Here is a 23,009-nt window from a genome sequence, read left to right on the forward strand (position 1 = left end):
GTAAAACCAAGCAACACACGAAACCGGAGGGGCGAGCGCGCATGGAGTTCCGGCAGTCGAACAAGCTCAGCGAGGTCTGCTACGAGATCCGGGGCCCGGTGATCGAGCACGCCGACGCGCTGGAGAAGGCAGGCCACAGCGTGCTGCGCCTGAACACCGGCAACCCCGCACTGTTCGGCTTCGAGGCGCCGGAGGAGATCCTCCAGGACATGATCCGGATGCTGCCCCAGGCACACGGGTACACGGACTCGCGCGGCATCCTCTCGGCCCGCCGGGCCGTGGCGGGGCGCTACCAGACGCTGGGCCTGGAGGTGGGCGTCGACGACGTCTTCCTCGGCAACGGCATCTCCGAGCTGATCTCGATGGCCGTACAGGCACTGGTCGAGGACGGCGACGAAATCCTCATCCCGGCACCCGACTTCCCCCTCTGGACGGCCGTCACCACACTCGCGGGCGGCAAGGCGGTCCACTACCTCTGCGACGAACAGGCCGACTGGTACCCGGACCTGGACGACATGGCGTCGAAGATCACGGACCGCACCAAGGCCGTGGTCATCATCAACCCGAACAACCCCACCGGCGCGGTCTACCCGAAGGAGATCATCGAGGGCATCCTCGACCTCGCCCGCCGGCACGGCCTGATGGTCTTCGCCGACGAGATCTACGACCAGATCCTGTACGACGACGCCGTGCACCACTCGGTGGCCGCGCTCGCCCCCGACCTGGTGGTGCTGACCTTCTGCGGCCTGTCGAAGACGTACCGGGTGGCCGGCTTCCGCTCGGGCTGGCTGGTGATCACCGGCCCGAAGCAGCACGCGAAGAACTACATCGAGGGCCTGACCATGCTGGCCTCCATGCGGCTGTGCGCCAACGCGCCCGCGCAGTACGCCATCCAGGCCGCGCTCGGCGGCCGTCAGTCCATCCACGAGCTGACCGCTCCGGGCGGGCGTCTGCACGAACAGCGCACCGTGGCCTGGGAGAAGCTCAACGAGATCCCCGGCGTGTCCTGCGTGAAGCCGAAGGGCTCGCTGTACGCGTTCCCGCACCTGGACCCCAAGGTCCACAAGATCCACGACGACGAGAAGTTCGTCCTGGACCTGCTGCTGCGGGAGAAGATCCAGGTCGTCCAGGGAACCGGCTTCAACTGGCCGGCCCCCGACCACTTCCGCATCCTCACCCTCCCGCACGCCGACGACCTGGACGCCGCCATCAGCCGGATCGGCCGGTTCCTGAGCGGCTACCGGCAGTAGGAAATCCGGCGGACGGGGTCCGGGCGGACGGGCTCTTCAGAGACCTGTGACGGGGCGATGTCAGACCCGGGTCGTAGTCTTCGAATGGGCCCGCCGGTCGACCGGATCTTCGATCGGGCCCGCTCATCGACGGACCGGGAGGAGCGCGCCGTGACACGTCCGCCGACCGCCGCACAGCGGCGCGTCATCGACACGGCCGATCCCGTGACCGGGCGGCTCAGAGGTACGGAGAGCCAGCTCGCGGCGCTGGTGAAGCGAGAGCTCGCGTTCCGGCATCCGCGTCCGCCGCACGATCACTTCCTCACCCCCGCCGGGCACCGGGTCCGCGAGGAGACGGCCACCGCGGCGACGAGCGCCACGGAAGCCGCCGAGCCCGCCCGGGAGCCCGCCCGGGAGTCCTCCGGGGTGTTCGCCGCGCGGGTCGGCGGCGAGGAGGGCATCGACGCCGGTCCGTCGCGCATACGTGAGGTGCACAGCGCCTGGCAGGGGCTGCTCGAGCTGCGCCGCATGACCAATCCGCACGGTGTCGTGGACCGGCCGTGCGCGTGGGAGCGTACGCATCTGGTGCAGGCCGCCGCGCTCGCGCTGGAGGCCGCGGGGCACCGGCCGGCGGGCGCGGACACCGAGGGGTACCGGGTGCGGGCGACGCCCCAGCCGGAGGCCGTCGCCGTGCGCGTGCCGGACGCCGGGGCCCTGCGGGAATGCGCGGCGACGCTGGAGCAGGCAGGCTGGCAGGTCGGCGAGCACACGGAGCCGCGTACCGGCGCGCGGTATCTGCTGGCCTCGCCGCGCCGGACGTGACAGCCCCCGGATGTCCTACGACATTCAATGGTTGACGGCCGTGAGCAACCGCTCAGTACGCTTGCGCCCATTCTGTTTGCGGTCGAAACCGTAGAAGCGCCGTCGAAGGAGAAGTCATGGCCGAACCGTTTTCCGTCCCGGTGACCGTGCGCGGGTACGAGACCGATGTCCAGGGGCACCTGAACCAGGCCGTGTACGTGAACTACGCGGAGCACGCCCGCTGGTCGTTACTGCAGGCCGCGGGGATCAGCCAGGCCGGTCTGGCGGCCAAGGGCGTGGGCCCGGTGTCCCTGGAGATGACCGTCCGCTACCGGCAGGAGCTGCGGGCCGGCGACGAGGTCGAGGTGACCTGCGATTTCATCTGGGGCGAGGGCAAGACGTTCCGGATCGAGCAGACGATCCGCAAGACCGACGGCACCGTCGCCGCCGAGATCACGGCGGTCGGCGGCGTGATGGACCTCAAGGAGCGAAAGCTGGTAGCGGACCCGAAGGACTACTTCCGCGCACTGGCCTCGGACCCCGGGCGGTTCGGCCTCTGAAGCAATTGGGGGGCGAGCGCCCCGAGGGCGCGCCCCCTCAGGGGCGCGGGGAACTGCGCGACCGGCCACAACGAACCCGCACACGACACACCACACCACGCACCCGGCTCACAGCGGAGCGACCAACTCCGGCCGATGCAGGGCGTCGTACGCCGCACGCGACTCGGCGATCGTGACGCGATGCCGCTCCGCCCAGTCGGTCAGTCCGAGCAGGCTGGCGTGCAACTCACGGGCCACCGGCGTGAGTTCGTACTCCACCTTCGGCGGGACCGTCGGGTGGACGGTGCGCGTGAGGAGCCCGTCGCGCTCCAGATTGCGCAGGGTCAGCGTGAGCATGCGGCGGCTGATGCCCTCGATGCTGCGCTCCAGTTCGGTGAAGCGGATCGGGCCGTGAGCGGCGGCCACGATGATCATCACGCTCCATTTTCCCGCGACCCTGTCAAGAACCTCCCGGACCGGGCAGCCCTCCGCGTGCACGACCTGGGGAGTAACACCGGTGTTCCCCTGGGACATTGAAGTGCCTCCTTACGCCGGTCTCCATAGTCACCCACGATGTCCCCCGTTACAAGTCGTGCACCTATGGAACAACCTGCAGCGATACGGAGGCCAAGGACCATGTCGTCCCGGAACGGGTCACCCACAGAGCGACCCACACCGCGCCCTGAACAGAGTCCGGCACAGCGAACGTACTCCCGTTGGGCGTCCCTCGTCGTGCTCTGCGCGGGCACGCTGATGACGATCCTGGACGGCAACATCGTGACCGTCGCGATGCCCGCGATCCAGAGCGACCTCGGCTTCTCGGCCCCGGGACTCGCCTGGGTCGTGAACGCGTACCTGATCCCGTTCGGCGGGCTGTTGCTGCTCGTGGGGCGACTCGGTGATCTGGTCGGCCGGAAGCGGATGTTCGTGGCGGGGCTCGTCGTGTTCACGTTGGCGTCCGTGCTGTGCGGGGTCGCCACGAGCCAGGGCATGCTGATCGCGGCGCGGGCACTGCAGGGCGTCGGCGGGGCGATGACCTCGGCCGTGGTGCTGGGCATGCTGGTCGCGCTCTTCCCCGAGCCGCGCGAACAGGCCAGGGCGATCGCCGTGTTCAGTGCGGTCGGCGCTGCTGGCGGCGCGCTCGGCACGTTCCTCGGCGGGGCCCTGACCCAGGCGCTCGACTGGCACTGGATCTTCCTGATCAACCTGCCGATCGGGATCGTGGCCTGGATCGCGGCCCTTCGCGTCCTTGCCCCCGACCGCGGCGCCGGGCTCGGCAAGGGTGCCGACTATCCGGGTGCCGCGCTGGTCACCGGCGCGCTGATGCTCACGGTGTACGCGATCGTGGGCGCCGGCGAACGCGGGCTGGGTGCCACGCTCGTGCTGGGAGCCGTCTCCGTCGCGCTCTTCGTCGCCTTCGCCCTGCGGCAGGCATGGGCCGCCCGTCCGCTGCTGCGGCTGAGGCTGTTCCGCTCACGCCTGCTCACCGGCGCGAACGGGGTGCAGATCCTGATGGTCGCGGCGATGTACGGCTTCCAGTACATCGGGGCGCTGTACCTCCAACGCGTCCTGGGCTTCGGCGAGTTGATGACCGGTACGGCGTTCCTGCCCGCGCCCGTCCTGATCGGGGTACTGATGCTGGGCCTGTCCGCGCGGACGATCGGCCGCTTCGGCCCGTACCGCGTGCTGCTCGCCGGGCTCGTACTCATCACGGCCGGGATGGCGCTTCTGGCCCGGGTGCCGGCCGACGGTTCGTACGTCGTCGACGTGCTGCCCGCGATGCTGTTGCTCTCCGCCGGGTTCGCGGCGGCGATGCCCGCGGTGACGGGGCTCGCGATGTCCGGCGCCCGGGAGGAGGACGCGGGCCTGGCGTCCGGCCTCTTCAGCACCACCCAGGTGGTGGGCGGTTCCCTGGGCCTCGCCGCCCTCACCACCCTCGCGGCGAGCCGCACGGACGGCCTCGTGGACGGCGGCACGGCGCTCACCGCGGCGACCGCGGACGGATACCGGCTGGCGTTCGCGGTCGGTACGGGGATCGCGCTGGCGGGGCTGGTACTCGCGGCGGGGGTGCTGCGGCCGGGGCGCGAGTCGTCCACGGAAGCGGTCAAGGCCAAGGCTGAGGCCGAATCCGATGCCGGTGCCGAATCCGAGGCCGCGGAACGTGTGGAGGTGTCCGGCTGAGGCGGCTGCCACAGGAGTTGGGGGCAGGGCCTCATGTGCAGGGGGCGCGGCTGAAGGGGACGTCCCCTTCAGCCGCGCCCCGCGTGTCAGTTCTCGCCGAACGCCGCCCTGTGGTCCACCGCCCACTCCCGGTACGTGCGGGGCGGCCGGCCCAGCACCTGCCGCACCCCCTCCGTGACGACGGCGTTGCCACCACCGCGTACGTACGCGCTGCCGGCCAGCACACCCTCCACGTACTCCGCGGCCATGCCCCACTCGGTCAGCCGGGCGCGGGACTCGTCCGGAGTGAGGTCCTCGGTGGCGACCGGGCGGCCCAGGACCTCGGCGAGTATGGCTGCCTGGTCGGGGACGCCGAGCGTCTCGGGACCGGTGAGCGTGTAGGTGTGGCCCGCGTGCCGTGCGGAGAGCAGTGCCTCCACGGCGACCTCGGAGACGTCGCGCGGGTCGATGACACCCTGCGGGCCGTCGCCGGTCATGTTCGGTACGGGTTCACCCGCCTGGATCGCTTCGGCCCAGCTCAGGGTGTTCGAGGCGAAGGACGACGGGCGCAGGACCGTCCACTCCAACCCGCTCTCCCGTACGGCCTGTTCGCCCGGGAGGTGCCAGGTGCCGACCCTGCCGAGGGCGGGGTCGCCGGTGCCGATCGCCGACAGCTTCACGACGCGGCGTACGCCCGCCGCGCGGGCCTGCTCGACCAGGGCGCGGTCGCGGTCCGCGTCGTCCGGGCCCAGGACGCCGACGAGGAACACGGCCGAGGCGCCGGACATGGCCGCGTCCACGGAGGCGGGGTCGAGGTAGTCCCCTCGCACCACCTCGACCTCCACCTCCGCCCCTGCCCCTGCCCCGTCGGGCGTCCGGGTCCGCGCCCTGGCCCGGGCTTGGGCCCGGGACGGGTCTCGGGTCATTGCGCGTACCTTCTCCCCGCGCTGTGCGAGCTGTCGTACGACTTCGCTGCCGATGGTGCCCGTGGCACCGGTGATGAGGATCATGGGCACCAGCGTGTCGAGCGGGTGGCCGGAAGCTCTAGGAAATTCCGGCACGGTTCGGCAGGCCGTGCGGCTGTCCGGCGCGTCTACGGTGGACGGGTGACCAACGACGTTGCCGAGCGCGCGCTTCCCGCCCCCGACGCGCTGCGGCCGTGGATCGACGGCATCGAGATCGGGGCGGTGGTCGGCAGCAACAGTGACAGCGACGGTGGTGAGTCGCGTGAGCCGTTCACCCGTGTCCCGGACACCGCGACGAAGGTGGTCGTCCGGGTCGACGAGAACGGTCACCGGGACACGCTCGTCGTCGGGCCGCGCACCCGGGCCACCTATCACACGAGCAAGCGGCTCGCGTCGTGTGTGCAGGTGCGGCTCGGGCCGGGTACGGCGCGGCCGTTGCTCGGTGTCGCGGCGGTCGAGCTCGTGGGGCGCGTGGTGCGGCTCGGGGATCTTCCCGGTTCGTCCGCACGTCAACTCGCGGGCGAGTTGCGGTGGTTGGAGGGCGAGGACGCGGTGGGCCGGTTGATGGAGGTGCTGCCGGGGCGGCTTGCGGCCGATGACGGGGCGGGGCGTTCGCGGCGGGAGGTGTTGCGGGCCGCGGTCGAGGCGCTGTCGACGGATGTGGAGCGGGTTCCTTCGCAGGTGCGGGAGTTGGCGGCGCGGTTGGCCGTGAGTGAGCGGCAGTTGCGCAATCTGTTCGCCGAGGGGGTTGGGGTCTCTCCCAAGCACTTTGCTCGGATCGGGCGGGTGCGGCATGTGCTGGCGCACGCCGGGACGACGGGGTGGGCCGAGCTTGCCGCGTCCACCGGCTACTACGACCAGTCCCATATGACGGCCGACTTCCGCACCCTGATGGGCGTCCCGCCCCGCTCCTTCTTCACCGGCCGCCTCCCGGTGGCCCAGCCCTGTCAGTCCCTGGGCCGGGTGTGACCCGAGGGGGTTTCTTTCGCCCCCGCCGCCCCTACCCGTTCCCGTCACTACTCGGGGGCCAGCCCCCGAACCCCCGCTCCTCAAACGCCGGAGAGGCTGAATACTTCGCGGCCAGGGCTGGCATTTCAGCCCGTCCGGCGTTTGAGGACGAGGCCGTTCAGGCCGATGAGCGGGGGTCTGGGGGCGGCAGCCCCCAGGGACGGGACGGGAAGGGACGGCGGGGGCGAAGGAAACCCCTCGGCCAGTTCACCGCGGGTTCTCCCCCATGTGGCCCAACCGCCGTACCCAGGCCCCCCACCGGGGGTATCCCTCCCACGGCGCCCACCCCGCCCCGCCCCGCGACCCCGGAGACCCCCATGCCGCTAGCCCGTCGCGCGTTCCTCACCTCCGTCGCCGGCGCGGCCGGTACCGTCGCTTGTTCCCACGCACCCGCGCACTCGGACGGCACCCCGGCCAAGGAGGCACCCGTGACGGAGGCGGTAGCAGCGGCGGCAACGAGGGCGGCCCGGCGGCTCCTCCCCCGCCACTGGCGGCAGCTGCGATTCGAGGCGACAGGCGAGCCGGATACCTTCCGGGTCTCCGGCGAAACCGGCCGCATCACCATCACCGGCGACACCGCGGCCACCCAACTCACGGGCCTGCGCTGGTACTTGAAGCACGTCACCCACGCGAACATCAGCTGGGCGGGCGAGCAACTCGACCTCCCGAAAGACCTGCCGGGCCCGCCCGGCACGGTCACGCGGCAGGCCGGCGTCCCGCACCGCTTCGCCCTCAACGACACGAACGACGGCTACACGGGCGCGTACAACGACTGGACGTACTGGGAACGCGAGCTCGACGTGCTGGCGCTGCACGGCTACAACGAGGTCCTCGTGTACGCGGGCGCGGACGCGCTCTACCACCGGGTGTTCCGTGGGTTCGGGTACACGGACGAGGAGCTGCGGCAGTGGATCGCGGGGCCCGCCCACCAGCCGTGGTGGCTGATGCAGAATCTCGCCGCCTTCCCGGATCCCGTGTCGCGGCAACTCCTCGACGCCCGGGCCGCGCTCGGGCGCCGAATCACCGACCGGGTACGGGAGTTGGGGATGACGCCCGTGTTCCCGGGCTACTTCGGCACGGTCCCGCCGGGCTTCGCCGACCGGAACAAGGGGGCGCGCACCGTCCCTCAGGGCAGATGGATGGGACTCGGGCGCCCCGACTGGCTGGACCCTCGCACCGAGCACTTCGCGCGCGTCGCGGCGGCCTTCTACCGGACCCAGGACGAGATGTTCGGCGGCCCTTCGACGCTCTACAAGATAGACCTGCTGCACGAGGGCGGCGACCCTGGTGACGTCCCGGTCGCCGACGCGGCGAAGGGCGTCGAGAAGGCCCTGCTCACCGCACACCCGGACGCGGTCTGGGTCATCCTCGGCTGGCAGCGCAACCCGCCGCGGGCCATCGTCGACGCCGTGGACAAGTCCCACATGCTCGTCATCGACGGCCTCTCCGACCGTTTCCCGAAGGTCACGGACCGCGAGTCCGACTGGGGCGACACCCCGTACGCCTTCGGCTCGATCTGGAACTTCGGCGGCCATACGACCCTGGGCGCCAACACCCCTGACTGGGCAGCGCTGTTCAACAAGTGGCGCACCAAGCCGGGCAGCACCCTGCGCGGTGTCGCCCTGCTGCCCGAGGCGGCCAACAACAACCCCGCCGCCTTCGATCTCTTCTCCGAACTCGCCTGGGAGGACGGCGAGTTGGACCTCACGGTGTGGTTCAGGGAGTGGGCCCTCGCCCGCTACGGGGCCCGCGATCCGCATGCCGAGGCCGCCTGGGACATCCTTCGCCGTACCGCGTACGGCACTACACGCGCCGACTCCTGGAGCGAGGGCGCCGACGGACTGTTCGGTGCCCGCCCCTCGCTCACAGCGAAGTCGGCCGCCAAGTGGTCGCCCAAGCAACTCCGGTACGACGCCGACGAGTTCGAGCCCGCGCTCGGCGAACTGCTCCGGGTGCGCGCCAGCCTCCGGAACTCCTCCGCGTACCGCAGCGACCTCCTCGACGTGGCCCGCCAGGCCGTCTCCAACCGCAGCCGCGTCCTCCTCCCCCGCGTCAGGAAGACGTACGAGGCCGGGGACGCGCCCGGCTTCGACCGGGCGACCGGGAACTGGCTCGCCCTGATGGACGTGCTGGAGACCCTGCTGGCCACCGACTCCCGGCATCTGCTGGGGCGTTGGGTCGCCGACGCGCGGGCCTGGGGCGCGGACGCGGCGGAGCGGGACCGACTGGCGTACGACAATCTGTCCCTGCTGACGGTGTGGGGCACTCGGCAGGGCGCGGACGCCGGACTGCGCGACTACGCGAACCGCGAGTGGGCGGGCCTGGTCGGCGGGCTCTACCGACTGCGGTGGTCGACGTACTTCACCGAACTGCGGGCCGCGACGGCCGGGAATCGCGCGCCGGAAGCCATCGACTGGTTCGCCCTGGAGGAGCGCTGGACACGCCGGCCGGGGAACCTCGCCACCCGGCCCATCGGTGACACGTACGAAGTCGCCGTCCGCGTACGAGAACTGCTGGTCACGACCCGCTGACCGGTCCCGCGCCACTCGTCCGGCCCACAACACGACCTCGACTCATCCCCACCCCACACCTCCTTGACGGGTATACGTCACTCCGAATCTCTGGTAGGAAACTTTCCTAACAGTACGGATGAACGACTCCCACCCCACTGGAGGTCCCGTGCACACCCCCCACATACGCTCCTCGCGTCGAACGCTTCTCGCGCTGATCGGAGCATCCCTGGTGGCAGGTCCCGTCATCGCCACCAGGTCCGCGAGCGCCGCGCCGGCCGGCCTCGACGACCCGGCGAAGAAGGAGATCGCCATGAAGCTGGTCTCCAGCGCGGAGAACTCCTCGCTGGACTGGAAGGCGCAGTACAGGTACATCGAGGACATCGGCGACGGCCGTGGCTACACGGCCGGGATCATCGGCTTCTGCTCCGGTACGGGCGACATGCTCGACCTCGTCGAGCTGTACGCGCGGCGCAGGCCGGGCAACGTACTGGCCGGGTATCTGCCTGCCCTGCGTCGCGTCGACGGCACCGACTCCCACGAGGACCTCGACCCCGGATACCCGGACGCCTGGCGCCGGGCCGCCCAGGACGAGGCGTTCCGGCAGGCCCAGAACGACGAGCGGGACCGCGTCTACTTCAACCCCGCGGTAGGGCGGGGCAAGGCCGACGGCATCGGCACGCTCGGCCAGTTCGCCTACTACGACGCCATCGTGATGCACGGCGACGGCGGCGACAGTACGAGTTTCAGCAGCATCCGCAGGCGGGCGCTCGACCGGGCCAGGCCCCCGGCCCAGGGCGGCGACGAGGTGACGTACCTCAACGCCTTCCTCGACGCCCGGGTGTGGGCGATGAAGCAGGAGGAGGCCCACGAGGACACCAGCCGGGTGGACACCGCCCAGCGCGTCTTCCTCAGGAACCGGAACCTGAACCTGGATCCGCCCCTGGACTGGCAGGTCTACGGGGACAGCTACCACATCGGCTGACAAGCCGGAGGAGCACAGCCACCACCGGCTGAACATCTGACCGAACACCCAAGGGCGCGGCACGCGTGACGTGCCGCACCCTGCCCGTCCGTACGGGAGGCCCGGTGGCGGGAGGTCCCGTACGGGCGGGTCAGTGGACCGAGGCCGGCTGCGGATCCATCGGGGACGTCACCTCGTCGTCGGCCGCGCGTCCCCCGCCGAGGTGGTTGAAGACGAGGTTCAGGGCGACCGCCGCCACGCACCCCGTCGAGATCCCCGAGTCCAGGATGATCTTCGCGGTCTCCGGGAACGCGTGGTAGAACTCCGGCGCCGTGATCGGGATGATGCCGACGGCCAGCGAGACAGCCACGATCAGGACGTTGTTGTCCTTCTCCAGACCTGCCTTGACGAGGGTCTGGATGCCGCTCGCGGCGACCGAGCCGAACAGCACGACGCCCGCGCCGCCGAGCACGGGGCGGGGTACGACGGCGATGAGCGAGGCGGCCATCGGGCAGAGGCCCATCAGGACCAGGAAACCGCCGCCCGTGGCGACGACGTACCGGCTGCGGATCCGCGTCATGGCGACCAGGCCGATGTTCTGGGCGAAGGCGCTGCACATGAAGCCGTTGAAGAGCGGGCTGAGGGCCGAGCCGAGGGTGTCGGCGCGCAGGCCCGCCGCGATCGTCCTCTCGTCGGCCGGTCGCTCGACGATCTCCCCCAACGCCAGCATGTCCGCGGTCGATTCGGTCATCGAGACCACCATCACCACGCACATCGAGACGATCGCGGCGAGTTGGAACTGCGGGGCGCCGAAGTGGAACGGCGTGGGAAAACCGACCACGGCCGCGTCGGCCACCGGCCCGAAGTCGGTGGCGCCGAAGGGGATGGCGACGAGCGTGCCGACGACCAGGCCGAGCAGCACGGCGATCTGTTTGACGAAGCCGCGGGTGAAGCGGCGCAGGAGCAGGACGATGACGAGGGTCGCGCCCGCCAGGCCCAGGTTGGTGGTGGAACCGTAGTCGTCAGCAGTGGGGTTGGGGCCCTGTGCCCAGCCGAAGGCGACCGGCATCAGGGATATGCCGATGAGCGTGATGACCGTGCCGGTGACGACGGGCGGGAAGAAGCGGACCGCCTTGCTGAAGAACGGGGCGGCGAAGAAGCCGAGTACGCCGGCGACGATGACCGCGCCGAAGATGACCGGCAGTGCGTCGCTCCTGTCGTCGGTGGAGTTGACGATCGCGATCATCGGGGCGACCCCGGCGAAGGTGACGCCGTTGACGAACGGCAGCCGGGCGCCGATCTTCCAGATCCCGAGGGTCTGGAGGAAGGTGGCGAGGCCCGCGGTGAACAGACAGGCGCCGGTGAGGAAGGTCAGTTCGGTCGCGGTCAGGCCCACGGCCGCGCCGACGATCAGGGGCGGGGCGACGACGCCCGCGTACATGGCGGCCACGTGCTGCAGACCGCTCGTGGCCATCTTCAGGGCAGGGAGTTTCTCGTCAACTGGGTGTTTGTGCGGGCGAGTTGGGTCTGCGTCCGTACTGCTGGACGTGGGCTGGGCGGCCACGGCGGCTCCTCCGGTCGGTTGCACGTCGGCGTCGACGTGGGTTTCAGGGAGGTGGGGCGCGGTCGTGCGGGACCGGGACGATGCCCGTCACGAAGGGAGCGTGGCGGGAGACCGTTCCGGGGCGCGCGCACGTCCGTGCGCGTGCCCCGGAGACGGTCGCCGTGGGCCCCGCTCGGGTCCACGGCCACCGGCCGAGGGCCGTCCCCCTCAGCCGGAGGTCTTGATGTGTCAGGCCTGCGCGGCGATCCGCGCGAGGCGCTGAGCCTCGTCCCGCGTGGAGCGGGCGATGGCGTCCTCGTCGACGTGCAGCAGTCGGCCGTTCTCGACGATCTGCTCGCCGTTGACGAAGGAGGCGGTGACCGGCGCCGCGGCGCCGAAGACGAGGGCGGTGACCGGGTCGGCGATCGACGCGTGGGCCAGGGTGTCCAGGTTCCACAGCACCAGGTCGGCCAGCTTCCCGGCCTCCAGCGAGCCGATCTCCCCTGCCCTGCCCAGGACTTGGGCCCCTCCGTACGTGCCGAGCCGCAGCGCCTGCCGGGCGTTCAGCGCCGCCTCTCGATGGGCGCCGAGGCGGTTGATCAGCAGGGCGTTGCGCAGTTCGGTGTGGAGTTCGCCGGACTCGTTCGACGCGGTGCCGTCGACGCCGAGTCCGACCGGGACGCCGGCCGCCAGCATGTCGGGGACACGCGCGATCCCGGCCGCCAGACGGGCGTTGGACGAGGGGCAGTGGGCCACCCCGGTCTTCGTACGGGCGAAGGCGGCGATGTCGGAGTCGTTCATGTGGACGCAGTGCGCCATCCACACGTCCTCGCCGAGCCAGCCGGTCGACTCGAAGTAGTCGGTCGGGCCCATCCCGAACAGCTCCTTGCAGAACTGCTCCTCCTCGACCGTCTCCGAGCCGTGCGTGTGCAGGCGGACGCCCTTGCGACGGGCCAACTCGGCTCCCTGCTTGAGGAGTTCGGTCGACACCGAGAAGGGCGAGCAGGGGGCCACGGCCACCTGCGTCATCGCGCCGAAGGACGCGTCGTGGTGTTCGTCGACCGTCGCCTCGGTGGCGGCGAGGGCCCCTTCGAGGGTCTCGACCGCGAAGTCCGGCGGCAGCCCGCCGTCCTTCTCGCTGCGGTCCATGGAGCCGCGGGCCAGCGTGAAGCGGACACCCATCTCGCGGGCGGCCCGGATGATCGAGCCGGACAGGTCGCCGGAGCCCCGCGGAAAGACGTAGTGGTGGTCCATGGCGGTGGTGACTCCGCCGCGGGCCATCATGCCGAGCGAGCCCTGGGAGGCCGCGTACGTCATGCGCTCGTCGATGCGCGCCCAGGTCGGGTACAGGGCGACGAGCCAGTTGAAGAGGTTGTGGTCCGTGGCGAGGCCGCGGGTGATCCACTGGTAGAAGTGGTGGTGGGTGTTGACCAGGCCCGGGGTCACGAGATGGCCGGTCGCGTCGATACGGCGTACGACGTTCTCCAGGCCCTGAGGGGCCCTGCCCGTGCCGAGCGACTCGATGCGGTTGCCCGCCAGGACCAGGTGACCGGACGCGTACTCGGTGTCGTCGGCGTCCACGGTCGCGATCGCACAGTTCTCGATGACGATGCGCGGGTCTGCTGCCATGGTTCGTCCTTCTTCGCTGAGGAATCGCTGAGTTGGAGTGGGCACGGCAGGACCCTGGGAGCTTTGAGTGCCGCGGCCCGTCCGGGCGGGCGGGCCGCGGGTGCCGAAATGGGGGCGTCAGAGGCTGGTTCAGAGGTTGGTGAGGTCGACCGGGATCTTCGGCTCGCAGCCGTCCCGCAGGATCGTGGCCTCGATCAGGCCGTACGGGCGGTCGGCCGCGAAGTACACAGCTCCCTCGGCGGTATCGTTCTTGAGTCCGAACGGCTCCAGGTCGACGAGGAAGTGGTGCTTGTTCGGCAGTGAGAAGCGGACCTCGTCGATCTCACCGCGGTTCTCGATGATCCGCGAGCCCATCTGGTACAGGGTCTGCTGGAGCGACAGCGAGTACGTCTCGGCGAAGGCCTGGAGCATGTGCTTCTTCACCTGCTCGTAGGACTTCTCCCAGTTGGGCGTCTTCTGCTCGTCGTCGGTCCAGTTGAACCGCCAGCGGGCGGAGACCTGGGTGGCCAGGATGCGGTCGTACGCCTCGGGGAGCGTCGTGTACTTGTCCTTGACGTAGCCCCAGAACTCGGAGTTGGTCGAGTTCATCACGACCAGGTCCTTGAGTCCGGAGACGACCTCCCACGACGAACCGTCGTACGTGATCTGCGTGACGCGGGTCTCCTGGCCCTGGCGGACGAAGGAGTGCTTGACCTCGTCGGCGCCGATGAACCTGGAGTTCGCGTCGGAGGTCGCGATCCGCTCCCAGGCGTACTCCTCGATACGGATCCGGGCCGTCCCGATCGGCTCCTGGCTCGTCACGAAGTGCCGGGCGAGGTGGATGCCGAACTGCTCGGCGGACTCGATGCCGTGCTCCTTGGCGAAGGCGTACACCGTGTTCTTGGTGGTGTCCGTCGGCAGGACGTTGGCGTTCGAGCCGGAGAGGTGGACCTCGTCCATGTCGCCCGAGAGCGCGACGGAGACGTTCAGGTCCTTGATGTGGTGGGTGGCGCCGTCCCGCGTGATCTTTACGACTCGGTTCTCGGCCTTGCCGTACTGGTTCTGTCCCAGGATCGTGGGCATGTGTCTGCTAGCTCCCTCGGTATACGGAGTAGCCGAACGGGTTGAGCAGCAGCGGTACGTGGAAGTGCTCGCCCGGCACGACGGCGAACGTGATCGCCACCTCCGGGAAGAACGCTCCTACGCTGCCGCTGTCCCGGCTCGCGGGGGCGTCCTGCTGCGCATCGGCTTGCTTCTTCTCGAACTTCAAGAAGTACGCCTCGACCGCGAAGTCGAGCCGTACGTGTGTGGTGCCCTCCGGCAGCGCCGGCAGGTCCTTGCACCGGCCGTCCGCGTCGGTCGCGGAGCCGCCGAGTGCCTGCCAGTCCGCCTCGCGGCCGGCGCGGGCGGCGAGTTGGACGGCGACACCCTCGGCGGGGCGGCCGACGCTGGTGTCCAGGATGTGCGTGGACACGGAAGCGGTGGTCTCGGTGCTCATACGGGTGCGTCCTCTTCGACGAGTCGGGCGAGCCGGATGCGGTTGATCTTTCCCAGTTCGGTACGCACGATCTCGCGCTCCCGCCCGGGGGCGTTGCCGATCCGTTCCCTGACCGCGTCGCGCATCTGCTCGCCGGTGCGGCCGGTCGCGCAGATCAGGAAGACATGGCCGAACTTCTCCTGGTAGGCCAGGTTCAGTTCGAGCATCTCCGCCTTCAGCTCCTCGGAGGAGCCGGCCATGCCGCGCTGTTCGCGCGAGGAGGTCGGGTCTCCGGGCTTCGGGCGTCCGATCGGCGGATGGCCCGCCATCGCCTCGTCGAGGTCCGTGTCGGTCAGGCCCGCCGTGGCGGCGTCGCTCTCCGCGAAGAGTTCGTCGGTGGTGGCGTACGGGCGGCGGGCGAGCAGCCGGTGTGCCCAGGTCGCCGAGGCGCAGACCTCGTGGAGGGCGGCGTAGGCGGCGTGCTCCTCCACGGCGTTGAAACGGGCGAGGCCGCCGGATGTCGTATTCGAAGTCACGGGAAGCCTCCGTGGCCTTGTGCTGGACGGGCTGCGGATTAGCTAACGCCCTCGGAAACATCACGTCAACACTTTGTTGAAAAATCCGGGTAACAAATCCGGGAAGCGGAAACCGTCGCCCGCATGGCGGACCGCGGAGGAGGCCCGGAGGCTCCCGGCCGTGCGGCGCGGGACCCCCGGCCGGTCGCCCGTGACCGCGTCACACCAGGTCAGAGGCCTGTCGGCTGCACGCCGCCGACGGGCGGCGGATCAGACGCCCTTCTCGCGGTTCAGGCATCCCTCTCGCGACTCAGGCGCCCTTCTCGCGGTTCAGATAGTTGTAGACGGTGAACCGGCTGACGCCGAGCGCGCCCGCTACGGTCTCCACGCCGTGCCGCACGGAGAAGGCGCCGCGCGCCTCGAGTATCCGTACGACCTCCTGCTTGGCCTTGCGGTCCAGGGCGGCCAGCGGCTTGCCCCGCTTGCGCTCCAGGGCGGCCAGGATGTGGTCCAGCGAGTCGGCGAGCTGGGGCAGACGCACGGCGACGACGTCGGCGCCCTCCCAGGAGAGCACGACGTCGTCGGGTCCCGCCTGGCCGGGCGGCAACATCTCGCCGCCCATGGCGTCGACCAGTGGCTTCACGGCCGTGACGAAGGGGTCGTCCCCGATTCCGGTCACTCGCCCCCCTCCCCGATCACGTTGACCTGGAGCGAGACCCGGGTGGCGCCCGCCTCCAGTGCCTGGCGCAGCAGCGCGTCGACCGCGGTGAGCACCGAGTCCGCGCCGCCCTCCGCTGTGTTGCCGAACGGGCCGACGTCCACGGCGTCCAGTTCGGCCGCCTCGATGACCTCGCGGGCGACCAGCGCGTGCCGCGGAGCCTCGTCGAGATCGAAGGGCTCGGTCGTGAACTCCACTCTCAATCGCACTGTGCCCCCATGGCATCGGCTCCGACCTGCCCGTTCCCCCGGCCCACGTGACGCGGGGGCTGTCGGGCGCGCAAGCGACCCTAGCCGACCCGCACGCCACCCGTGAGGAACACCCGATCGAACGGCGGTGGTGCCGCTGGGGCGAATCCGCCCGGACCTCCCGCCACCCGGGCGGCTTTTCCGGGCAACCCCTCTTGACAAGGTTCCCCGACGCGGGCAGCCTTTCCATCAAGCAGAAACTAACTTCCGCAATACGGAACTACTCGACACGGAAGGGAGCGCCGACCCACATGCCCGGTTTCTCGATGGATGCAGCCGCTGAGCAGCGCTTCAACGTCAACCTGTCGATCCTCTTCACGGAGCTCCCGCTTCTGGAGCGCCCCGCGGCCGCCGCCGCGGCGGGCTTCACCGCGGTCGAGCTGTGGTGGCCCTGGGTCGACTCCCCCACCCCCGAGCGCGCCGAGCTCGACGCCCTGAAGAAGGCGATCGAGGACGCGGGCGTACAGCTCACGGGCCTGAACTTCTACGCCGGACAGCTGCCGGGCCCGGACCGGGGCGCGCTGTCGATCCCCGGCGAGGAGTCCGAGCGGTTCCGCGCGAACATCGATGTGGCCGCGGACTTCGCGCAGTCGCTGGGCTGCGGGGCGCTCAACGCGCTGTACGGCAACCGCGTCGAGGGCGTGGACCCGGCCGTGCAGGACGAACTCGCCCTGGAGAACCTGGTGCTGGCGGCCCGCGCGGCCGACCGCATCGGCGCGGTCCTGCTGATCGAGACCCTCAACAAGCCCGAGTCACCGCTCTATCCGCTGGTGACCGCCCCGGCCGGGATCGCGGTCGTCGACAGGGTCAACGAGGCGACCGGGCTCGGCAACGCCAAGTTCCTGATGGACCTCTACCACCTGTCCATGAACGGCGAGGACCTGCCGTCGGTGATCGACCGGTACGCGGCGAGGACCGGCCACGTCCAGATCGCCGACAACCCGGGCCGCGGCGCCCCGGGCACCGGCTCACTCCCCCTGGAGGAGCTGCTCGGCCGGCTCCGCAAGCAGGGGTACGAGGGCTGGGTCGGCCTGGAGTACAAGCCGGGCGACCGCCCCAGCGCCGAGGCCTTCGAGTGGCTGCCCGCCGAGGCCCGCGCGGCGCGCTGAGCGCCAACTCATCGACGTACCAAGAGCTTTCAGAGAGGCACCCTCATGAGCAGCACACACCCCAAGGTCGCCTGGGTCGGCCTCGGCATCATGGGCTCCCCCATGTCGGAGAACCTGATCAAGGCCGGTTACGACGTCACCGGGTTCACCCTGGAACAGGACAAGCTGGACCGGCTGACCGCCGCCGGCGGCACCGCGGCCGGCTCGATCGCCGAGGCCGTACGGGACGCCGACGTGGTGATCACGATGGTGCCCGCCTCCCCGCAGGTCGAGGCCATCGCGTACGGGCCCGACGGGATCCTGGAGAACGCGAGGTCCGGCGCGCTCCTGATCGACATGTCCTCCATCACCCCGCAGACCTCCGTGAACCTGGCGAAGGCCGCGAAGGACAAGGGCATACGGGTCCTGGACGCACCGGTGTCCGGTGGCGAGGCCGGGGCGGTCGAGGCCGTGCTGTCCATCATGGTCGGTGGCGAGCAGGCCGACTTCGACCAGGCCGAGCCGATCTTCGAGGCGCTCGGCAAGACCATCGTGCTGTGCGGTCCGCACGGCTCCGGCCAGACCGTGAAGGCCGCGAACCAGCTGATCGTCGCCGTGAACATCCAGGCGTGCGCCGAGGCCGTGGTCTTCCTGGAGAAGTCGGGCGTCGACCTGAGGGCGGCCCTCGACGTCCTGAACGGCGGCCTCGCCGGCTCGACCGTCCTGACGCGCAAGAAGGACAACTTCCTGAACCGCGACTTCAAGCCCGGCTTCCGTATCGACCTGCACCACAAGGACATGGGCATCGTCACGGACGCCGCCCGCAACGTCGGTGCCGCGCTGCCCGTCGGTGCCGTGGTCGCCCAGCTCGTCGCCTCGCTGCGAACCCAGGGCGACGGCGGCCTCGACCACTCCGCCCTGCTGCGCGCGGTAGAGCGCCTCTCCGGCGCGCAGATCTGACGGTCATCCGGCCTCACAAAGACCTCCGGGCGGCGCCGCCGCTGACACCTGTCCTGTCGCGCCCAAGCGGTGGCGCCGCCCGGAACCCATCACCCCGACCGTCGAACTTCAACAAACCGTTGACGTCCGGATCGCCCCAAACCTAGGCTCCACAAAGCGGAAAACAACTTCCGAAGAATTCCGCTGCCCCTCGTACGGAAGGTCACGATGTCGAAGCGCGTGCTCACGACAGAGTCCGGCGCCCCGGTCGCCGACAACCAGAACTCCGCCTCCGCCGGCGCCGGCGGCCCGCTCCTCCTCCAGGACCAGCACCTGCTCGAGAAGCTCGCCCGGTTCAACCGCGAGCGCATTCCGGAGCGGGTGGTGCACGCCCGCGGCTCGGGCGCGTACGGCCACTTCGAGGTGACCGACGACGTCACCGGCTTCACGTACGCGGACTTCCTGAGCACGGTCGGCAGGCGCACCAAGGTCTTCCTGCGCTTCTCGACGGTGGCGGACAGCCTGGGCGGCGCGGACGCGGTGCGCGACCCGCGCGGCTTCGCGGTCAAGTTCTATACGGAGCAGGGGAACTACGACCTCGTCGGGAACAACACCCCGGTGTTCTTCATCAAGGACCCGGTCAAGTTCCCGGACTTCATCCACTCCCAGAAGCGCGACCCGTTCACGGGCAGGCAGGAGCCTGACAACGTCTGGGACTTCTGGGCGCACGCCCCCGAGGCCACGCACCAGATCACCTGGCTGATGGGCGACCGCGGCATCCCGGCCTCGTACCGCCACATGAACGGCTACGGCTCGCACACCTACCAGTGGACGAACGCCGAGGGCGAGGCCTTCTTCGTCAAGTACCACTTCAAGACGAACCAGGGCATCCGCAGCCTCTCCTCCGAGCAGGCCGCGGAGATCGCGGGCAAGGACCCCAACTCGCACCAGACTGACCTGCTCCAGGCCATCGAGCGCGGGGTGCGTCCGTCCTGGACCCTGTACGTCCAGGTCATGCCGGCGGCCGAGGCGGACGGCTACCGCTTCAACCCGTTCGACCTGACGAAGGTCTGGCCGCACGAGGACTACCCGCTCCGGCGGGTGGGTCGGCTGGTCCTGGACCGCAACCCGGACAACGTGTTCGCGGAGGTCGAGCAGGCCGCGTTCTCCCCGAACAACTTCGTTCCCGGTATCGGTCCTTCGCCGGACAAGATGCTCCAGGGCCGCCTGTTCGCGTACGCGGACGCGCACCGTTACCGGCTGGGCGTCAACCACACCCTGCTGGCGGTCAACGCCCCCAGGGCGACGGTGGCGAGCAACTACGGCCGGGACGGCCTCATGGCTGCCAACTCCCAGGGCCGCGCGGCGAGGAACTACGAGCCGAACTCGTACGGCGGCCCGACGGAGACCGGCCGCCCCCTGTCGGCGCCGCTCGCGGTGAACGGCCACACCGGCGCGTACGAGACCCCGCTCCACACCAAGGACGACCACTTCTTCCAGGCGGGCGAGCTGTACCGGCTGATGTCGGAGGAGGAGAGGTCCCGGCTGGTCGCCAACATCGCCGGCGGCCTCTCCCAGGTCTCCCGCGACGACGTGATCGAGAAGAACCTCGCCCACTTCCACGCCGCCGACCCCGAGTACGGCAGGCGCGTGGAGGAGGCGGTCCTCGCCCTGCGCGAGGAGTAACCCTCTCAACTCCCAAGCTGCGCCCCGGGTCTGACGGGAGGTCGGACCCCAGGCGCGTCGCCCGTGAAGCCCGTGGACCCGGATGAGGGGTTGTCGACGGGCGGAGCGGGCCGGCCGAGGGCCGCGGCGGTACGTGAGCCAGTGCGGTGGTGAAGGCCCCGGAGCCCCCTTCTCGACCTGAGGGATGGGCGGCCCCGGCCCGTCACGACCGCCGCGGTCCCCGGACGACACCTGAACGAGTCGGCGAAGAGCGCCGGATACGGACGGTCCCGTACCCGGCGCTCTTCGTCGTCCGTGCCGGGCGCTCTCGGCCGTCCGTGCCCGGCACGTCTTCGCCGTCCGTACCGGGCGCTCTTCGCAGTCCGCGGAAACACCCGTCGCTTTCGGGGTGCGGATTCCACGGCCGCGCAGCAGCCTGGATGCATGGACCTTCCCAGCATCGTCGTACACCCTCCGGCGCTGGACGGCTCGCGCCGGGTCACCGCGGGCAGCGAGACCCTCGGCATCGCCTACCACCTCGACGACGTCGTCGAGATCCTGCGCCTCGCCGACCTGGACGAGATCGAGGTGGAGGAGAGCGACATCATCGACTGGCAGGGCGGCGGGCCCGACGACTGGCCGGGCCTGTCGGAGCACCACGCGGCCGAGTGACGTCCGTACGTACGTCCGCGCGTGTACGTCTGTGTGCGTACGTCGGATACGGAACCCTCAAATCAACCTCTGAATATGCCTCCGAGGGCTTCAACTCACTGTGCTTCAGGGCACATTCTCAGCACATGGGGCCCGCCGGCACGGGGGCGGCGGGCCCCATACGAAGAACAGCGGGCTTGGCCTGAGACGGGGGTGAGACGTATGAGCATGTTGATTTCAACGCCTGGGCGAGAGAAGTCCGCGTTGATGCCGCTCCGAGGCGTCTCCCGGTCCGGCCGGTCCGGCACGGTACTTCGGACGTCGGGGGCGTCCGGAGACGGGGGGAAGCACGGGGGCGGCGGATTCCGTTCGGGTGGCGGCGGGGGCCGCTCGAACTGAACACGCCGAGAGGCCCCCGTCCTGGATCCTCAGGACGGGGGCCTCGGTTCTTCCCCTTGAGCCGCTCTCTCCCAGGGGCTTGTCAGACCTTCAGGGTCTTGATGGACGTGGGCGCGTGGCCCGGCTCGGTCGCGATCTCCTCGAACTCCACGACGTTGCTGATGTCGTTGGTCGTGGACATCGAGATGTTGGTGACGCGCTCCAGGATCGCCTCGACGACGACCGGGACCCGGAACTCGACGGCGAGCTTCTTCGCCTGTTCGAGGGCGGCGCCCAGCTCGCTCGGGTCGGTGACCCGGATCGCCTTGCAGCCGAGGCCCTCGACGACCTTGACGTGGTCGACGCCGTAGACGCCCAGCTCGGGCGAGTTGAGGTTCTCGAACTCCAGGTTGACCTGGAAGTCGATGTCGAACGCCCGCTGCGCCTGACGGATCAGGCCCAGATAGGAGTTGTTCACCAGCACATGCACGTACGGGATCCGGTGCTGGGCCCCGACGGCCAGCTCCTCGATCATGAACTGGAAGTCGTAGTCGCCGGAGAGCGCGACCACCTGCGCCTCGGGGTCGGCCTTGGCGACACCCAGCGCGGCCGGGACGGTCCAGCCGAGGGGGCCCGCCTGACCGCAGTTGATCCAGTGCCGCGGCCGGTAGACGTTCAGCATCTGGGCGCCGGCGATCTGCGAGAGGCCGATGGTGGTGACGTACCGGGTCTCGGGGCCGAAGGCCTTGTTCATCTCCTCGTAGACGCGCTGCGGCTTGATGGGGATGTCGTCGAAGTGCGTACGGCGCTGGAGGGTCGCCTTCCTGTCCTGGGCGGCCTGGGCCCACGCGGAGCGGTCGGGCAGCCTGCCCGCGGCCTTCAACTCCCTTGCCACCTCGACGAACAGCTCAAGAGCGGCCTTCGCGTCCGAGGCGATCCCGTAGTCCGGGGCGAAGATCTTGCCGATCTGGGTGGGCTCGATGTCGACGTGCACGAACTTCCGGCCCGCCGTGTAGACGTCCAGCCTGCCGGTGTGGCGGTTGGCCCAGCGGTTGCCGATGCCGAGGACGAAGTCGGACTCCAGGAAGGTCGCGTTGCCGTAGCGGTGCGAGGTCTGCAGACCGACCATGCCGGCGTTCAGCTCGTGGTCGTCGGGCAGGATGCCCCAGCCCATGAGGGTGGGGACGACCGGTGTGCCGGTCAACTCGGCGAACTCCACGAGGAGTTCGGAGGCGTCCGCGTTGATGATGCCGCCGCCCGCGACGATCAGCGGCCGCTCCGACTCGTTCAGGAGCGTGATCGCCTTCTCGACCTGGGCACGGGTCGCGGACGGCTTGTAGACCGGCAGCGGCTCGTACGTCTCCGGGTCGAACTCGATCTCCGTCAGCTGGACGTCGATGGGAAGGTCGATGAGGACCGGTCCCGGGCGGGCCGAGCGCATCAGGTGGAAGGCCTGCTGGAAGACGCCCGGGACCTGCGCGGCCTCCAGCACGGTGACCGCCATCTTGGCGACCGGCTTGGCGATCGACGCGATGTCGACGGCCTGGAAGTCCTCCTTGTGGATCACGGCGGTCGGCGCCTGGCCCGTGATGCACAGGATCGGGATGGAGTCGCCGGTCGCGGAGTACAGACCGGTGATCATGTCGGTGCCCGCGGGACCTGACGTACCGATGCAGACGCCGATGTTGCCGGGTGCGGTGCGGGTGTAGCCCTCCGCCATGTGGGAGGCGCCCTCGACATGGCGGGCGAGGGTGTGACTGATTCCGCCGGAGGCCTTGAGCGCCGCATAGAAGGGGTTGATCGCCGCGCCCGGGACACCGAACGCGCTGGTGACGCCCTCACGCCTGAGGATCTCAACTGCCGCGCGGGCAGCGGTCATACGAGCCATTGCGTACTCCTGCTTCGGCCGTCGGATTCGGGCTCCCGTCGCGCCCCGCGGAGAGCTTCAAATTCCGTATTACGGAAACTAACTTCTACTATCTGGAAGCAATGTAGGTGGGAGG

General features: G+C 70.0%; 21 protein-coding genes. 11 read left to right on the forward strand and 10 right to left on the reverse strand.

All coding sequences use genetic code 11. The features are described from left to right. Positions 1 to 41 precede the first annotated feature (41 nt). From OG718_RS14925 to OG718_RS14935, 3 genes are all read left to right on the forward strand, one after another. Positions 42 to 1,250, forward strand: a complete 1,209-nt coding sequence (locus OG718_RS14925) for a pyridoxal phosphate-dependent aminotransferase (protein WP_328844350.1) — start codon at positions 42 to 44, stop codon at positions 1,248 to 1,250. Between the two features lie 150 nt (positions 1,251 to 1,400). After that, positions 1,401 to 2,051: a hypothetical protein gene (locus OG718_RS14930; protein WP_306936810.1), complete on the forward strand. Its 651-nt coding sequence runs from the start codon at positions 1,401 to 1,403 to the stop codon at positions 2,049 to 2,051. 116 nt (positions 2,052 to 2,167) lie between these two features. Continuing rightward, positions 2,168 to 2,590, forward strand: coding sequence for an acyl-CoA thioesterase (locus OG718_RS14935; protein WP_143641981.1), 423 nt, complete (start codon positions 2,168 to 2,170; stop codon positions 2,588 to 2,590). 108 nt (positions 2,591 to 2,698) lie between these two features. On the opposite strand, the gene OG718_RS14940 is transcribed toward OG718_RS14935, so the two are convergent. Then, the gene (locus tag OG718_RS14940; protein WP_143641979.1) at positions 2,699 to 3,103 is read right to left on the reverse strand and encodes a winged helix-turn-helix transcriptional regulator; all 405 of its coding nucleotides are present in this window, start codon (positions 3,101 to 3,103) and stop codon (positions 2,699 to 2,701) included. Positions 3,104 to 3,322: 219 nt separating this feature from the next. On the opposite strand from OG718_RS14940, the gene OG718_RS14945 reads away from it, so the two are divergent. Beyond that, positions 3,323 to 4,750 carry an MFS transporter gene (locus OG718_RS14945; protein ID WP_373466134.1) on the forward strand — a complete coding sequence of 476 codons (1,428 nt, stop codon included), beginning with the start codon at positions 3,323 to 3,325 and terminating at the stop codon, positions 4,748 to 4,750. Between the two features lie 86 nt (positions 4,751 to 4,836). Here the strand turns inward: OG718_RS14945 and OG718_RS14950 are convergent, their stop codons facing one another. Continuing rightward, positions 4,837 to 5,739 carry an SDR family oxidoreductase gene (locus OG718_RS14950; protein WP_443055051.1) on the reverse strand — a complete coding sequence of 301 codons (903 nt, stop codon included), beginning with the start codon at positions 5,737 to 5,739 and terminating at the stop codon, positions 4,837 to 4,839. A gap of 96 nt (positions 5,740 to 5,835) precedes the next feature. Between OG718_RS14950 and OG718_RS14955 the strand changes: the two genes are divergently transcribed. From OG718_RS14955 to OG718_RS14965, 3 genes are all read left to right on the forward strand, one after another. Then, entirely contained in the window at positions 5,836 to 6,663 is an 828-nt protein-coding gene (locus tag OG718_RS14955; protein WP_143641975.1) for an AraC family transcriptional regulator, read from the forward strand. A 356-nt stretch (positions 6,664 to 7,019) separates the two neighbouring features. Continuing rightward, on the forward strand, positions 7,020 to 9,233 hold the full coding sequence (locus OG718_RS14960; protein ID WP_328844352.1) for an alpha-N-acetylglucosaminidase: 2,214 nt from the start codon (positions 7,020 to 7,022) through the stop codon (positions 9,231 to 9,233). 118 nt (positions 9,234 to 9,351) lie between these two features. Continuing rightward, the gene (locus tag OG718_RS14965; protein ID WP_328844353.1) at positions 9,352 to 10,197 is read left to right on the forward strand and encodes a chitosanase; all 846 of its coding nucleotides are present in this window, start codon (positions 9,352 to 9,354) and stop codon (positions 10,195 to 10,197) included. Between the two features lie 130 nt (positions 10,198 to 10,327). On the opposite strand, the gene OG718_RS14970 is transcribed toward OG718_RS14965, so the two are convergent. The 7 genes from OG718_RS14970 to OG718_RS15000 form a co-directional block, all read right to left on the reverse strand. Continuing rightward, the gene (locus OG718_RS14970; RefSeq protein WP_443055337.1) at positions 10,328 to 11,650 is read right to left on the reverse strand and encodes a nucleobase:cation symporter-2 family protein; all 1,323 of its coding nucleotides are present in this window, start codon (positions 11,648 to 11,650) and stop codon (positions 10,328 to 10,330) included. 318 nt (positions 11,651 to 11,968) lie between these two features. Beyond that, a complete protein-coding gene (locus tag OG718_RS14975) occupies positions 11,969 to 13,348 on the reverse strand; it encodes an 8-oxoguanine deaminase (protein ID WP_143641969.1) in 1,380 nt (459 codons plus the stop codon). A 129-nt stretch (positions 13,349 to 13,477) separates the two neighbouring features. After that, positions 13,478 to 14,410, reverse strand: a complete 933-nt coding sequence (gene pucL / locus OG718_RS14980) for a factor-independent urate hydroxylase (protein ID WP_143641967.1) — start codon at positions 14,408 to 14,410, stop codon at positions 13,478 to 13,480. 7 nt (positions 14,411 to 14,417) lie between these two features. Beyond that, on the reverse strand, positions 14,418 to 14,825 hold the full coding sequence (gene uraH / locus OG718_RS14985; protein ID WP_143641965.1) for a hydroxyisourate hydrolase: 408 nt from the start codon (positions 14,823 to 14,825) through the stop codon (positions 14,418 to 14,420). Beyond that, the gene (gene uraD, locus OG718_RS14990) at positions 14,822 to 15,340 is read right to left on the reverse strand and encodes a 2-oxo-4-hydroxy-4-carboxy-5-ureidoimidazoline decarboxylase (RefSeq protein WP_143641963.1); all 519 of its coding nucleotides are present in this window, start codon (positions 15,338 to 15,340) and stop codon (positions 14,822 to 14,824) included. Before uraD ends, uraH begins: the two co-directional genes overlap by 4 nt. A gap of 289 nt (positions 15,341 to 15,629) precedes the next feature. Continuing rightward, on the reverse strand, positions 15,630 to 15,998 hold the full coding sequence (locus OG718_RS14995; RefSeq protein ID WP_328844355.1) for a helix-turn-helix domain-containing protein: 369 nt from the start codon (positions 15,996 to 15,998) through the stop codon (positions 15,630 to 15,632). Beyond that, positions 15,995 to 16,246 (reverse strand): hypothetical protein, encoded by a 252-nt coding sequence (locus OG718_RS15000; RefSeq protein WP_143641959.1) that lies wholly within the window; start codon positions 16,244 to 16,246, stop codon positions 15,995 to 15,997. The genes OG718_RS14995 and OG718_RS15000 overlap by 4 nt, the downstream gene beginning before the upstream one ends. A 290-nt stretch (positions 16,247 to 16,536) precedes the next feature. Between OG718_RS15000 and OG718_RS15005 the strand changes: the two genes are divergently transcribed. The 4 genes from OG718_RS15005 to OG718_RS15020 all read left to right on the forward strand — a co-directional run bounded on the left by OG718_RS15005 (position 16,537) and on the right by OG718_RS15020 (position 20,649). Beyond that, positions 16,537 to 17,394 (forward strand): TIM barrel protein, encoded by an 858-nt coding sequence (locus OG718_RS15005; protein ID WP_143641957.1) that lies wholly within the window; start codon positions 16,537 to 16,539, stop codon positions 17,392 to 17,394. A gap of 45 nt (positions 17,395 to 17,439) precedes the next feature. Then, positions 17,440 to 18,333 carry a 2-hydroxy-3-oxopropionate reductase gene (locus OG718_RS15010; RefSeq protein WP_328844356.1) on the forward strand — a complete coding sequence of 298 codons (894 nt, stop codon included), beginning with the start codon at positions 17,440 to 17,442 and terminating at the stop codon, positions 18,331 to 18,333. A gap of 207 nt (positions 18,334 to 18,540) precedes the next feature. After that, positions 18,541 to 19,998: a catalase gene (locus OG718_RS15015; protein WP_328844357.1), complete on the forward strand. Its 1,458-nt coding sequence runs from the start codon at positions 18,541 to 18,543 to the stop codon at positions 19,996 to 19,998. A gap of 423 nt (positions 19,999 to 20,421) precedes the next feature. Next, positions 20,422 to 20,649: a hypothetical protein gene (locus OG718_RS15020; protein WP_143641952.1), complete on the forward strand. Its 228-nt coding sequence runs from the start codon at positions 20,422 to 20,424 to the stop codon at positions 20,647 to 20,649. Positions 20,650 to 21,109: 460 nt separating this feature from the next. Here the strand turns inward: OG718_RS15020 and gcl are convergent, their stop codons facing one another. Next, positions 21,110 to 22,894, reverse strand: a complete 1,785-nt coding sequence (gcl, locus tag OG718_RS15025; protein WP_143641950.1) for a glyoxylate carboligase — start codon at positions 22,892 to 22,894, stop codon at positions 21,110 to 21,112. Positions 22,895 to 23,009 lie beyond the last annotated feature (115 nt).

The organism is Streptomyces sp. NBC_00258 (genome assembly GCF_036182465.1).
GTDB lineage: Bacteria > Actinomycetota > Actinomycetes > Streptomycetales > Streptomycetaceae > Streptomyces.

Coding starts and splice junctions, on each gene's coding strand:
- OG718_RS14925 (WP_328844350.1), top strand. CDS start 42: ATGGAGTTCCGGCAGTCGAACAAGCTCAGCGAGGTCTGCTACGAGATC.
- OG718_RS14935 (WP_143641981.1), top strand. CDS start 2,168: ATGGCCGAACCGTTTTCCGTCCCGGTGACCGTGCGCGGGTACGAGACC.
- OG718_RS14940 (WP_143641979.1), bottom strand. CDS start 3,103: ATGTCCCAGGGGAACACCGGTGTTACTCCCCAGGTCGTGCACGCGGAG.
- OG718_RS14945 (WP_373466134.1), top strand. CDS start 3,323: ATGACGATCCTGGACGGCAACATCGTGACCGTCGCGATGCCCGCGATC.
- OG718_RS14950 (WP_443055051.1), bottom strand. CDS start 5,739: ATGATCCTCATCACCGGTGCCACGGGCACCATCGGCAGCGAAGTCGTA.
- OG718_RS14960 (WP_328844352.1), top strand. CDS start 7,020: ATGCCGCTAGCCCGTCGCGCGTTCCTCACCTCCGTCGCCGGCGCGGCC.
- OG718_RS14965 (WP_328844353.1), top strand. CDS start 9,352: ATGAACGACTCCCACCCCACTGGAGGTCCCGTGCACACCCCCCACATA.
- OG718_RS14970 (WP_443055337.1), bottom strand. CDS start 11,650: ATGGCCACGAGCGGTCTGCAGCACGTGGCCGCCATGTACGCGGGCGTC.
- OG718_RS14975 (WP_143641969.1), bottom strand. CDS start 13,348: ATGGCAGCAGACCCGCGCATCGTCATCGAGAACTGTGCGATCGCGACC.
- pucL (WP_143641967.1), bottom strand. CDS start 14,410: ATGCCCACGATCCTGGGACAGAACCAGTACGGCAAGGCCGAGAACCGA.
- uraH (WP_143641965.1), bottom strand. CDS start 14,825: ATGAGCACCGAGACCACCGCTTCCGTGTCCACGCACATCCTGGACACC.
- OG718_RS15005 (WP_143641957.1), top strand. CDS start 16,537: ATGCCCGGTTTCTCGATGGATGCAGCCGCTGAGCAGCGCTTCAACGTC.
- OG718_RS15010 (WP_328844356.1), top strand. CDS start 17,440: ATGAGCAGCACACACCCCAAGGTCGCCTGGGTCGGCCTCGGCATCATG.
- OG718_RS15015 (WP_328844357.1), top strand. CDS start 18,541: ATGTCGAAGCGCGTGCTCACGACAGAGTCCGGCGCCCCGGTCGCCGAC.
- OG718_RS15020 (WP_143641952.1), top strand. CDS start 20,422: ATGGACCTTCCCAGCATCGTCGTACACCCTCCGGCGCTGGACGGCTCG.
- gcl (WP_143641950.1), bottom strand. CDS start 22,894: ATGGCTCGTATGACCGCTGCCCGCGCGGCAGTTGAGATCCTCAGGCGT.